Raw genomic sequence first — 11,868 nt, 5'->3', positions numbered from 1 at the left:
TCGTGGAGGTCCTTTCTTTCAACCCCCCCCCCCCCCCCCCCCCCCCCCCCCCCCCCCCCTTTCCCCCCCCCCCCCCCCCCCCCCCCCCCCCCCGGCCCCCCCCGGGCGGCGATCATCACCCGATCAGGTGTACAACTCCCGCAGGCGTACGGAGAGACAGGTCACACAGCCCTCCAGCTTCTCGAACTCGCTGATGTCGACCGTCACCACGTCATGGCCGAGATCGCTCAGCAGCTCCGCCGTCCGCGGGGCGCTCGCCGCCATCAGCAGCCTGCCGCCGCCCAGCAGCACCACGTGCGCCCCGGACTCCTCCGGCACCGACAGGAACCCCGGGAACAGCGACGGCCGGTCCACCCGCGGGATGTGCCCGATCACCGTGCCGTCGGGCAGCGCGGTCACCGCCGACTTCAGGTGCAGCACCTTGCTCACCGGTACGGCCACCACGCGGGCGCCCAGCGGTTCGAAGGCCGCCCGCAGCTGCCGCACACCGGCCGCGTTGGTGCGCCCGCCGCGGCCGACGTACACCGTGTCGCCGACCTTGAGGACGTCACCGCCGTCCAGCGTGCCCGGATCCCAGATCCAGTTCACCGAGCAGCCGAGGCTCGCCACGGCCTCCTCCACACCGGCGGTCTCCGCGCGCCGGGCGGCGGCACCCGGACGGGTGATCAGCGCGACGTTGCGGAACATGACGACGGTGTCCTCGACGAACACCGAGTCCGGGCAGTCGTCGGCCGGTTCGACCTCGATCGTCTCCCAGCCGTGCGCGCGCAGGGCCGCCACATAGGCCTCCCACTGCTCGACGGCGAGCCCCACGTCGACCTGCTCCCGCGCGATGTGCGTCACCAGGCCGTCGGCGAGGCGGGGGCTGGGGCGGCGGACGAGGGCCTTCTTGCTGGGCACGACGGGCCTTTCGTGTCGGTCGGTGCGGACGGTGGCGGCCGGCGCCGTCACCCGGCGCCGGTCCGTCATCATGCAGCGCGCCGTGGCCGGGGCCAAACCCCGGCCGCCCCGCCGCGCACCGGCCGCCCCGTCACGCCGGCTCCGCGAGCGCCTCGGGCGTCGTCTCCGTCACCTCCCCTCCCTCCACCAGCAGCCACCGCGTGATCCCGATCGACTCCAGGAACGGCAGGTCGTGGCTGGCGACCAGCAGCGCGCCCTCGTACGACCCGAGGGCCTGGGTCAGCTGCCGCACGCTCGCCATGTCGAGGTTGTTCGTCGGCTCGTCGAGCAGCAGCAGCTGCGGCGCGGGCTCGGCGAGCAGCAACGCGGCCAGGGCCGCCCGGAAGCGTTCCCCGCCCGAGAGGGTGGCCGCCTTCCGGTCGGCCCGGGCGCCCCGGAACAGGAAGCGGGCGAGCCGGGCGCGGATCCGGTTGCCGGTCGCGTCCGGCGCGAACCGGGCCACGTTCTCGGCCACCGACAGGCCGTCGTCCAGCACGTCCAGCCGCTGCGGCAGGAACCGGAGCGGGACGTGCGCCGTCACGGTGCCGGCCGGCGGCGCCAGCCGGCCCGCGACGGTCCGCAGCAGCGTCGTCTTGCCGGCGCCGTTGCGGCCGACGAGCGCGACGCGCTCCGGGCCGCGCAGCTCCAGGACGCCCGGCACGCGCGTGTGGCAGGCCGTTTCCACGGTCTCCAGGGTGAGCACCCGGCGGCCGGGCGGCACGGCCGTGTGCGGCAGTTCGACGCGGATCTCGTCGTCGTCCCGTACGGCCTCCACCGCCTCGTCCAGCCGTTCCCTGGCCTCGGTGAGACGTTCCTCGTGCAGGATGCGGTGCTTGCCGGCGGACTCCTGGGCGGCGCGTCTGCGCGCACCCATGACGATCTTCGGTTCGCGCTTGGAGTCCCACATCTTCTGGCCGTACCGCTTGCGGCGGGCCAGTTTCACCTGGGCGTCGGCCAGTTCGCGCTTCTGCCGGCGCACATCGGCCTCGGCGACGCGCACCATGCGCTCGGCCGCCTCCTGCTCCACGGCCAGCGCCTCCTCGTAGGCCGAGAAGTTGCCGCCGTACCAGGTGACCTCGCCCGCGCGCAGGTCCGCGATCCGGTCGGCCAGGTCGAGCAGTTCCCGGTCGTGGCTGACCACGACCAAGGCACCCGGCCAGGCGGCGACGGCCCGGTAGAGGCGCCGGCGCGCGTACAGGTCGAGGTTGTTGGTGGGTTCGTCGAGCAGCAGGATGCCGGGGCGGCGCAGCAGCAGCGCGGCGAGCCGCAGCAGCACCGACTCGCCGCCGGACACCTCGCCGACGGTCCGGTCCAGGCCGATGTGGCCGAGGCCGAGTTCGCCGAGGGTGACCAGGGCGCGTTCCTCGACGTCCCAGTCGTCGTCGACGGTCTCGAAGTGCTCCTCGGCCACGTCGCCCGCCTCGATGGCGTGCAGTGCGGCCCGCCGCCCGGCGATGCCGAGGGCCTGGTCGACACGGAGGGTGGTGTCCAGGGTGACGTTCTGCGGGAGGTAACCGATCTCGCCGGTCGCCTTGACGGTGCCCTGGGCGGGGACGAGTTCCCCGGCCAGCAGCTTGAGCAGGGTGGACTTTCCCGATCCGTTGACGCCGACGAGCCCGGTGCGGCCGGGGCCGAAGACGGCGTCCAGGCCGTCGAAGACGGCGGTCCCGTCGGGCCAGGCGAAGGACAGGGAGGTACAGGTGAGGGAAGCGGACATGGGCGCCTCGCGAGGGTGTGGGCGTTCGGGTGGACGCGTGTCGAGACACCGCGAGGCGGAAACCGAGGGGCCGGGCGGGAAGGGCCGCGGAAGAAGGGCCTGTGCCCGGGGGACGGCTCGGACGCCGAGGTCGTCGTACGCCGCGCACACCTCACCGGTGCGACGCGATGTCTCGGAACCTCAGACGAGCAACGTCCTACTCCCATCGGCGGCAACAGATCCGCCATACACCGTAGGAGAGGCGGGAAAGGGTGTCAACGCGATTCGGCGCGGGCCCCGGGCGGTCCTCACGCGCGCCCGCCGCTCAGCAGGCGTCCCGCATCAGCTCGGCGAGGCCGTGGTCCAGGTCGAGCTGGAGGTGCTCCAGGCCGACGGGGACCAGTTCGCCCGCCGCCTCCAGGAACCGCCGTATCTCGCCCGAGCGCACGTGCACGATCGCGGTGCCCTCCGGGGCGTGGAACTCCAGCACCGTGCGGTCGTACCCGTACGGCCGCACCCGCACGTCGCCCTGGCCCTCGGGCCCCTCCAGCCCGGCCGTCAGCAGTTCGCGGGAGAACGTCCAGCACACGTCGACGCCCTCCAGGGTGGCCGGCGCCGGGAAGGTCATGCGGACCGCGAACGGATCGCGCCGGTCGTAGCGCAGCGTGGCGGGAATGCTCGGCATGCGCGGTGCGGCGGCGACGAGACGGGCCTCTACGGGCTGCTCGATGACGGTGGACAACGCCTTGGCTCCCTCGTGACGGCTGGACTGCGCCCGGATGCGCCCACACCCGGCACTGGGAGAGACGACGGAAACGGCCGGTGCGTGCACACGCAGACCGAGTGACCTCGGTCACCGCGTTCATGCACGCGGGCGCACCACCACCTCGGCCCGCCCCTCGCGAACCGGCGTGCGCCCGGCAGGGCGGGCCCGGGGGAGCGGGCCGGCTTCGCCCCGCTGAGGTGAACCGGCGGCCGGTCAGGTGACGTGAGCGCGCGCAAGCCGGGTACCCGGCTTCCGCCGCGAACGAAAGGAGCGATCATGCCAGCCGGTTCCAGCCCCAAGCGCGAGCGTCAGTACGAGCACATCAAGAAGAGCGCGCAGGACCGCGGTGAGAGCACCGGGCGCGCCAAGGAGATCGCCGCGCGGACGGTGAACAAGGAACGCGCCCGTTCCGGCGAGTCCAAGACCGCCAGCCGCAGCTCGACCCAGGACATGTCGTCCGGCAAGCGGGGCGGTCAGCGGTCCGGGAACCGGGTCGGCTCGCACGGCCCGACCCGCGACCAGTTGTACAACGAGGCCAGGCAGCGCGGCATCGAAGGCCGTTCGCACATGAACAAGGAGCAGTTGCAGCGCGCGCTGGACACCAAGAAGGGGTGACCCGCCGGCTCAGCCCAGGGTCTGCCGGTGGCGCTCCAGCTCGGGGGCCGTCTTCGTGGCGAGGAACTCGACGACGCGGTAGGAGCACACGCCGGCGACCACGAACGGGTCGGTGGCGACGGTCTCCTCGATCTCGGCGCGGTTCCCCGCGACGGCCACGATCACCCCGCCGTCGCGGGGGTTCTTGCGCCCGGAGGCCAGGAACAAGCCCTTCTCGTACTGCCGTTCCAGCCAGGCCACGTGGTCGGGCAGGACGGCGTCCACGGCATCGAGCGGCGCGGTGTAGTTCAGCTCGAGAACGAACATGATCACGAGCCTACCCCCGCACCGCCGCCGGTGACCGGCGAACCCGTAGAGTCACCCGCGTGACGATCGTCGGCATACCCGCGGGCTGGCCCGCGACGAGGGAGGCGGCCCGCGCCGTCCAGGACGGGCTGCGCGGCCGCGTGGTGCTCGACGAGCCCGGACCGCCGCCCGGGACGGGCCGCGTCACCGGGGTCGACGTCGCCTACGACGACGCACTGGACCTGGTCGCGGCGGCGGCCGTGGTGCTGGACGCCGCCACCCTGGACGTCGTCGCGGAGGCGACGGCCGTCGGCCGGGTCTCCTTCCCGTATGTGCCCGGGCTCCTCGCCTTCCGGGAGATCCCGACGGTGCTGGCCGCCCTGGACCGGCTGCCCGGCCCGCCCGGCCTGGTCGTGTGCGACGGCTACGGCCTGGCCCACCCGCGCCGCTTCGGCCTCGCCAGCCACCTCGGGGTGCTCACCGGCCTGCCGGTCATCGGCGTCGCCAAGAACCCGTTCACCTTCACCTACGACGAACCCGGCCCCGAGCGGGGCGCTACGGCGCCGCTGCTCGCCGGGACCGAGGAGGTCGGGCGCGCCCTGCGCACCCGGGACGGCGTCAAGCCGGTCTTCGTCTCCGTGGGCCACCGGGTGAGCCTCGCCGGCGCCCTCGCGCACACCCTTGCGCTGACCCCCCGGTTCCGGCTCCCGGAGACCACCCGCCGGGCCGACGCCCTGTGCCGGCGGGCGCTGCGCGAGGCGGTCCGGGACCTGGCCGGCGGCAGCGGTCAGGACGCCTCGACCCGCCAGGCGCCGACCTCCTGATACGCCGTGTCGTACACGGCCGAACCGTCGCCGGGCTCAAGGGTGTGGTGCCGCAGGTTGCCGCCCCAGTAGCGCAGGATGCGCTCCAGCTCGCGCACCCGCTCCTGGGCGTCCACCTGGTCGTCCACGGTCACTTCGAGCACGAACCTCACGTCCGTTCCGCCTCCTCGGGCCGCTCGGGCAGGGGCTCCATCGTCGCAGCCGGGCGGGCGCGGACCCGCCGGGACCGATGCGTTCCGGTCAGCGCCGCGCCACCACCCGGAAGGTGATCCCGGCCGCGCGCAGCCGTCCGGTCAGGGCGTCGCCCATCGCCTCGGCCGTGGTGACCTGACCGGCCGTCGCCGGCAGGTCGTCGAGGGCCAGGCACAGGGCGGCCTCGGCGAACATCTTCGCCGTCTCGTCGTACCCGGGGTCGCCGCCCGCGACCTCGGTGTACACGCGCCGCCCGCCGCCCTCGCCGACGAACCGCACCCGGAACCAGCTCTCCGCCCGCCGCCGCGGGCCCGGTCCGTCACCCGGGCGGAGCAGGTCCGACAGCCGGCGCCGGACGGGCGGCACCTGGGCCGCGACCGCCACCGCGCCGACGGCGGCGACCGAGCCGAGGGCGACCGGCAGCCGGCGTACGGCGGCGTAGTGGCGGTAGCGGAAGTCGGGGCCGTACCGCTCCAGCGCCCGCGCCGAACGGCGCACGACCTGCGGGTCGAGGGTGGGCAGCGGCAGCGCCCACGCGCCGGTCTCGGGGGCGAACCTCGGCGCGCCGGGCGGCGCCGTCACCCGGCGGCCCGGCAGCCGCGGCTCGTGCCGGGCCCGTTCGCGGGCGGCGGCCCGCATCCGCCGGGTGCGGGACAGCTGGTTCAGCGCCGAGGCGAGGGTGCCGCCGGAGAAGGCGGCGTCCGCGCTCACGTAGCCGTCCACGGTCAGCGGCACGCCCTCCGGAAGCTGCCGGACCGTGAAGTACACGCCGAGGTCGTGCGGCACCGAGTCGAAGCCGCAGGCGTGCACCAGGCGCGCGCCCGTCTCCCGCGCGCGTGCGTCGTGCCGGACGTACATCAGGTCCACGAACTCCGGCTCGCCGGTCAGGTCCAGGTAGTCGGTGCCGCTGTCGGCGCAGGCGGCGACGAGTTCCTCGCCGTACAGCACGTACGGCCCGACGGTCGTGGCGACCACGCGCGCCCGGCCGGCGAGCGCGCGCAGGCCGGCCGGTTCGCGCACGTCGGCCCGCAGGACGCCGATGCCGTCGCCGCCGGGCAGGCTCGCGCGCAGCCGCTCCAGCCGTCCCTCGTCGCGGCCGGCGACCGCCCAGCGCAGGCCCCGCGGCGCGTGCTCGGCGAGGTAGCGGGCGGTGAGCGTGCCGACGAAGCCCGTGGCTCCGAAGAGCACGAGGTCATAGGGACGGCCGGTGTCGCCGATGCTGCTCATGTCTCCCCTTGTCTCCCCTGGTCCGCACACTCCCGGCGCGGCCCGTGCCGCTGCCGGTGGCCGAGGCTAGCGTGAGCGGTGCGCAGTCCGAAGACCAGTCCGGAGGCAGCGGTGGCCGCAGCCAGCAATCCCCGCGCCCGCGGGAGCCGGCGCACGTGTCCCGGCGGGCCCGGCGGCGCCGGGCTGCCGGCGGGCCGACACGGACCCGCGTTCACTCGTCCGGGTGGTGGCCGACGCGCCGGGCACTTGGCTAAGCGCTTGCTCGTTCAGGTCTTGTGCTCCATGGAACACGTTCTTAGCATCACCGGTGTTACAGCAGTGGTGTCACACTCGCTTGGGGGCTGGACGCATGACAACGGCACAGACGCCGCCGGCGCCGGGCACCGGCCCGCTCTCCGGCGTGCGCGTGGTGGAGCTGGCCGGCATCGGACCGGGCCCCTTCGCCGCCATGCTGCTGGCCGACCTCGGCGCCGACGTGGTCCGGGTGGACCGCCCGGGCGGCGCGGGCCTCGGCCTCGACCCGGCCCGCGACCTCACCAACCGCAACAAGCGCTCGGTGGTCGTCGACCTCAAGGCGCCGGACGGCCCCGCGCGCGTCCTGGACCTCGCCGAACGGGCCGACATCCTCGTGGAGGGCTACCGCCCGGGCGTCGCCGAACGGCTCGGCGTCGGCCCCGGGGACTGCCACGCCCGCAACCCCCGCCTGGTCTACGGCCGGATGACCGGCTGGGGCCAGGACGGCCCCCTCGCCCGGCGCGCCGGCCACGACGTCGCCTACCTCGCGCTCACCGGCACCCTCGGCATGATCGGCCGCCCGGACGAGCCCCCGGCCGTGCCCGCCAACCTCCTCGGCGACTACGCGGGCGGCTCCCTCTACCTGGTCGTCGGCGTCCTCGCCGCCCTGCACCACGCCCGCGCGACCGGCACCGGCCAGGTGGTCGACGCCGCCATCGTCGACGGCACGGCCCACCTGTCCACGATGATCCACGCCATGCTCGCCGCCGGCGCCTGGCAGGACCGGCGCGCCGCCAACCTCCTGGACGGCGGCTGTCCCTACTACGGCACCTACGAGACCGCCGACGGCGCGTACATGGCCGTCGGCGCCCTGGAGGAGAAGTTCTACGCGGAGTTCCTGCGCCTGCTCGGCCTCACGGACCCGGACTCCGCCCGCACCGACCCCGCCCGCTGGGGCGAGCTGCGCGAACGGATCGCCACCGCCTTCAAGTCGCGCACCCGGGCCGAGTGGACGGCCGTCTTCGCGGACTCCGACGCCTGCGTCGCGCCCGTGCTCGGCCTGCGCGAGGCCCCGCACCACCCGCACCTCGCCGCCCGCGCCACCTTCACCGACCACGACGGCGTCACCCAGCCCGCCCCCGCCCCCCGCTTCTCCGCGACCCCCACCGCCGTCCGCACCGGCCCCGCCCGGCCCGGCGCGGACACCGCGGCGGTCACCCGGGACTGGCGCCTGCCGGCCCGCCCGGCCGACGGCCCCCGCACCGAGAGCCCCCGCACCGGCGGCACGGCCGCCGACCGCGGCTGACCGCCGCCCGCCCCGCCCGGCCCACCCTCCCGAAAGGCACACCAGTGAGCACCGAAGCGTACGTGTACGACGCGATCCGCACCCCGCGCGGGCGCGGCAAGGCGAACGGCGCCCTGCACGGCACGAAGCCGATCGACCTCGTCGTCGGCCTCATCCACGAGATCCGCGCCCGCTTCCCGGACCTGGACCCGGCCGGCATCGACGACATCGTGCTCGGCGTGGTCAGCCCCATCGGCGACCAGGGCTCCGACATCGCCCGGATCGCCGCCCTCGCCGCCGGGCTGCCGGACACCGTCGCGGGCGTCCAGGAGAACCGCTTCTGTGCCTCCGGCCTGGAGGCCGTCAACCTCGCCGCCGCCAAGGTCCGGGCCGGCTGGGAGGACCTGGTCCTGGCCGGCGGCGTCGAGTCCATGTCCCGCGTCCCGATGGCCTCGGACGGCGGCGCCTGGTTCAACGACCCGATGACCAACCTCGCCGTCAACTTCGTGCCGCAGGGCATCAGCGCCGACCTGATCGCCACCATCGAGGGCTTCTCCCGCCGCGACGTGGACGAGTACGCGGCGCTGTCCCAGGAGCGCGCCGCCACCGCCTGGAAGGAGAACCGCTTCGAGCGCTCCGTCGTCCCCGTCAGGGACCGCAACGGCCTGGTCGTCCTCGACCACGACGAGCACCCGCGCCCCGGCACCACCGCCGACTCCCTCGCGAAGCTCAAGCCGTCCTTCGCGGACATCGGCGACCTCGGCGGCTTCGACGCGGTCGCGCTGCAGAAGTACCACTGGGTGGAGAGGATCGACCACGTCCACCACGCGGGCAACTCCTCCGGCATCGTCGACGGTGCCGCCCTCGTCGCGATCGGCTCCCGGGAGGCCGGCGAACGCCACGGCCTCACCCCGCGCGCGCGGATCGTCTCCGCCGCCGTCTCCGGTTCCGAGCCGACCATCATGCTCACCGGCCCCGCCCCCGCCAGCCGCAAGGCCCTCGCCAAGGCCGGCCTCACCATCGACGACATCGACCTGGTCGAGATCAACGAGGCGTTCGCCGCGGTCGTGCTCCGCTACGCCAAGGACATGGGCCTGGGCCTGGACAAGATCAACGTCAACGGCGGCGCCATCGCCTTCGGCCACCCGCTCGGCGCCACCGGCGCCATGATCCTCGGCACCCTCGTCGACGAACTGGAGCGCCAGGACAAGCGCTACGGCCTCGCCACGCTGTGCGTCGGCGGCGGCATGGGCATCGCCACCATCATCGAGCGCATCTGAACTCCCCGCGGAACCAAGCCACTTCAACGGAGACGACTGTCATGACCGAGAGCACCACCATCCGCTGGGAGCAGGACGACACCGGTGTCGTCACCCTCGTCCTGGACGACCCGAACCAGTCCGCGAACACCATGAACCAGGCGTTCCGCGACTCCCTCGCCGCGATCACCGACCGGCTGGAGGCCGAGCGGGACTCGATCCGGGGCGTCATCCTCACCTCGGCGAAGAAGACCTTCTTCGCCGGCGGCGACCTGCGCGACCTCATCCGGGTCACCCCCGGGACCGCCCAGGAGCTGTTCGACGGCGGCCTCGCCATCAAGCGCAACCTGCGCCGCATCGAGACCCTCGGCAAGCCGGTCGTCGCGGCGATCAACGGCGCGGCCCTCGGCGGCGGCTTCGAACTGGCCCTCGCCTGCCACCACCGGGTCGCCCTCGACACCCCCGGCACGAAGATCGGCTGCCCCGAGGTCACCCTCGGCCTGCTCCCCGGCGGCGGCGGAGTGGTGCGCACCGTACGGCTGCTGGGCATCGCCGACGCCCTGCTGAAGGTCCTGCTCCAGGGCACCCAGTACAACGCCCGGCGCGCCCGGGACAACGGCCTCGTCCACGAGGTGGCCGAGACCCCCGGGGAACTGATCGCCAAGGCCCGCGCCTTCATCGACGCCCACCCCGAGTCCCGCCAGCCCTGGGACACACCGGGCTACCGCATCCCCGGCGGCACCCCGGCCCACCCGAAGTTCGCCGCCAACCTGCCCGCCTTCCCGGCCGGCCTGCGCAAGCAGACCCACGGCGCCCCCTACCCGGCCCCGCGCAACATCCTCGCCGCGGCCGTCGAGGGCGCCCAGGTCGACTTCGAGACCGCCCAGGTCATCGAGGCCCGCTACTTCGTGGAACTGGCCGCCGGGCAGACCTCGAAGAACATGATCCAAGCGTTCTTCTTCGACCTCCAGGCGGTCAACTCCGGCGCGAACCGGCCCCGGGGCATCGAGCCCCGCGCGGTGCGCAAGGTGGCCGTCCTCGGCGCCGGCATGATGGGCGCCGGCATCGCCTACGCCTGCGCCCGCGCGGGCATCGACGTCGTCCTCAAGGACGTCTCGCCCGAAGCCGCCGCCAAGGGCAAGGCGTACTCGGAGACGCTGTGCGCCAAGGCCGTGGCCAAGGGCCGTACCAGCCGGGAGAAGGCCGACGCGCTGCTCGCCCGGATCACCCCCACCGCCGAGACGGCCGACCTCGCCGGCTGTGACGCGGTCATCGAGGCCGTGTTCGAGGACACCTCCCTCAAGCACAAGGTGTTCCAGGAGATCGAGTCGGTCGTCGCCCCCGACGCGCTGCTGTGCTCCAACACCTCGACCCTGCCGATCACCACGCTCGCCGAGGGCGTCGAGCGCCGGGCCGACTTCATCGGGCTGCACTTCTTCTCGCCGGTCGACAAGATGCCGCTGGTCGAGATCATCAAGGGCGAGCGGACCGGCGAGGAGGCGCTCGCGCGCGCCTTCGACCTGGTCCGGCAGATCAACAAGACCCCGATCGTCGTCAACGACTCGCGCGGCTTCTTCACCTCCCGGGTGATCGGCCACTTCATCAACGAGGGCGTCGCCATGGTCGGCGAGGGCATCGAGCCCGCCTCCGTGGAACAGGCCGCCGCCCAGGCCGGCTACCCGGCCAAGGTGCTCTCCCTCATGGACGAGCTGACCCTCACCCTGCCCCGCAAGATCCGCGCCGAGACGAAGCGGGCCGTGGAGGAGGCCGGCGGCACCTGGACCGCGCACCCCGCCGAGGCGGTCGTCGACCGCATGGTGGACGAGTTCGGCCGCACCGGCCGCAGCGGCGGCGCGGGCTTCTACGACTACACCGGGGACGGCGAGCGGGCCGGGCTCTGGCCGGGGCTGCGCGAGCACTTCACCAAGCCGGGCCACGAGATCCCGTTCCGGGACATGCAGGAGCGCATGCTCTTCGCCGAGGCCCTGGACACCGTGCGCCTGCTGGAGGAGGGCGTCCTGACCTCGGTCGCCGACGCCAACATCGGCTCCATCCTCGGCATCGGCTTCCCCGGCTGGACCGGCGGCGTGCTCCAGTACATCAACGGCTACGAAGGAGGGCTGCCCGGCTTCACGGCCCGCGCCCGCGAGCTGGCCGAGCGCTACGGCGAGCGGTTCACCCCGCCCGCGCTGCTCGTGACGAAGGCGGAGCAGGGGGAGACCTTCACCGACGCCCGCTGAGCCCTCCCGCCCCACCCCGCCGCGTCCGGCAGCCACGCGCGGCCGTCCCCGCCCTACTCCCGGGCACGCGGGACGGCCGTGGCGTCCCTCCGGTCCGGCTGCCCGGCGCGCACGGTGGCCGTGGCGTCCACCGCCCCGGACCGTTCGGGGCGCGCGGCGGCCGGGCGCCCCGTCCGGTCCGGCTCCTCCGCGCGCGGGGCCGCCGTGCTCCCCGGCCCCCGCGTGCCCTCCGGCCCTTCCGCGTCCGTGGCCGCCGCGCCCGGAGCGGCCACCGCCGTGGCCGCCGTGCCGTCCGCCCCGGGCGGG

Annotated in this window: 11 protein-coding genes; 5 read left to right on the top strand and 6 right to left on the bottom strand. The window is 74.4% G+C overall.

Annotation, left to right across the window (positions count from 1 at the left end; all coding sequences use genetic code 11):
- Positions 1 to 123: 123 nt before the first annotated feature.
- The 3 genes from ddaH to ssgD all read right to left on the bottom strand — a co-directional run bounded on the left by ddaH (position 124) and on the right by ssgD (position 3,377).
- A complete protein-coding gene (ddaH, locus tag ACZ63H_RS30850) occupies positions 124 to 900 on the bottom strand; it encodes a dimethylargininase (protein ID WP_467932804.1) in 777 nt (258 codons plus the stop codon).
- 130 nt (positions 901 to 1,030) lie between these two features.
- Positions 1,031 to 2,656 (bottom strand): ABC-F family ATP-binding cassette domain-containing protein, encoded by a 1,626-nt coding sequence (locus tag ACZ63H_RS30845; RefSeq protein ID WP_469870697.1) that lies wholly within the window; start codon positions 2,654 to 2,656, stop codon positions 1,031 to 1,033.
- Between the two features lie 304 nt (positions 2,657 to 2,960).
- Entirely contained in the window at positions 2,961 to 3,377 is a 417-nt protein-coding gene (ssgD, locus tag ACZ63H_RS30840; RefSeq protein WP_469870695.1) for a spore wall synthesis regulator SsgD, read from the bottom strand.
- A gap of 300 nt (positions 3,378 to 3,677) precedes the next feature.
- On the opposite strand from ssgD, the gene ACZ63H_RS30835 reads away from it, so the two are divergent.
- Positions 3,678 to 4,016: a plasmid stabilization protein gene (locus ACZ63H_RS30835; protein WP_469870693.1), complete on the top strand. Its 339-nt coding sequence runs from the start codon at positions 3,678 to 3,680 to the stop codon at positions 4,014 to 4,016.
- Between the two features lie 9 nt (positions 4,017 to 4,025).
- Here ACZ63H_RS30835 and ACZ63H_RS30830 read toward each other — a convergent pair whose 3' ends face one another.
- Entirely contained in the window at positions 4,026 to 4,322 is a 297-nt protein-coding gene (locus ACZ63H_RS30830; protein WP_469870691.1) for a YciI family protein, read from the bottom strand.
- Positions 4,323 to 4,381: 59 nt separating this feature from the next.
- Here ACZ63H_RS30830 and ACZ63H_RS30825 point away from each other — a divergent pair, with 59 nt between their 5' ends.
- Positions 4,382 to 5,125, top strand: coding sequence for an endonuclease V (locus tag ACZ63H_RS30825; protein WP_469870689.1), 744 nt, complete (start codon positions 4,382 to 4,384; stop codon positions 5,123 to 5,125).
- On the opposite strand, the gene ACZ63H_RS30820 is transcribed toward ACZ63H_RS30825, so the two are convergent.
- Together ACZ63H_RS30820 and ACZ63H_RS30815 are read right to left on the bottom strand one after the other, a co-directional pair.
- Complete coding sequence (locus ACZ63H_RS30820) at positions 5,089 to 5,277, bottom strand: hypothetical protein (RefSeq protein WP_469870687.1); 189 nt, start codon at positions 5,275 to 5,277, stop codon at positions 5,089 to 5,091. The two genes, ACZ63H_RS30825 and ACZ63H_RS30820, sit on opposite strands and share 37 nt — an antisense overlap.
- Before the next feature lie 88 nt (positions 5,278 to 5,365).
- Complete coding sequence (locus ACZ63H_RS30815) at positions 5,366 to 6,544, bottom strand: saccharopine dehydrogenase family protein (RefSeq protein ID WP_469870686.1); 1,179 nt, start codon at positions 6,542 to 6,544, stop codon at positions 5,366 to 5,368.
- Between the two features lie 349 nt (positions 6,545 to 6,893).
- On the opposite strand from ACZ63H_RS30815, the gene ACZ63H_RS30810 reads away from it, so the two are divergent.
- Genes ACZ63H_RS30810 through ACZ63H_RS30800 form a run of 3 tightly spaced genes read left to right on the top strand, consistent with a single transcriptional unit; the run spans position 6,894 to position 11,562 of the window.
- Positions 6,894 to 8,084, top strand: a complete 1,191-nt coding sequence (locus ACZ63H_RS30810; RefSeq protein WP_469870684.1) for a CaiB/BaiF CoA transferase family protein — start codon at positions 6,894 to 6,896, stop codon at positions 8,082 to 8,084.
- A 44-nt stretch (positions 8,085 to 8,128) separates the two neighbouring features.
- Positions 8,129 to 9,343, top strand: a complete 1,215-nt coding sequence (locus tag ACZ63H_RS30805; protein ID WP_469870682.1) for an acetyl-CoA C-acetyltransferase — start codon at positions 8,129 to 8,131, stop codon at positions 9,341 to 9,343.
- A 41-nt stretch (positions 9,344 to 9,384) separates the two neighbouring features.
- Positions 9,385 to 11,562, top strand: a complete 2,178-nt coding sequence (locus tag ACZ63H_RS30800) for a 3-hydroxyacyl-CoA dehydrogenase NAD-binding domain-containing protein (protein WP_469870680.1) — start codon at positions 9,385 to 9,387, stop codon at positions 11,560 to 11,562.
- The last annotated feature ends 306 nt before the right edge of the window (positions 11,563 to 11,868 follow it).

It is taken from the genome of Streptomyces sp. NPDC104831 (assembly GCF_055583025.1).
The sequence above is the reverse complement of the archived record's forward strand: the minus strand, read 5'-3'. Positions and strand labels throughout refer to the sequence as shown.

Bases quoted from the DNA above. Each gene is read 5' to 3' on its own strand.
- ACZ63H_RS30845 (WP_469870697.1), bottom strand. From the start codon at position 2,656: ATGTCCGCTTCCCTCACCTGTACCTCCCTGTCCTTCGCCTGGCCCGAC.
- ACZ63H_RS30835 (WP_469870693.1), top strand. From the start codon at position 3,678: ATGCCAGCCGGTTCCAGCCCCAAGCGCGAGCGTCAGTACGAGCACATC.
- ACZ63H_RS30830 (WP_469870691.1), bottom strand. From the start codon at position 4,322: ATGTTCGTTCTCGAGCTGAACTACACCGCGCCGCTCGATGCCGTGGAC.
- ACZ63H_RS30815 (WP_469870686.1), bottom strand. From the start codon at position 6,544: ATGAGCAGCATCGGCGACACCGGCCGTCCCTATGACCTCGTGCTCTTC.
- ACZ63H_RS30810 (WP_469870684.1), top strand. From the start codon at position 6,894: ATGACAACGGCACAGACGCCGCCGGCGCCGGGCACCGGCCCGCTCTCC.
- ACZ63H_RS30800 (WP_469870680.1), top strand. From the start codon at position 9,385: ATGACCGAGAGCACCACCATCCGCTGGGAGCAGGACGACACCGGTGTC.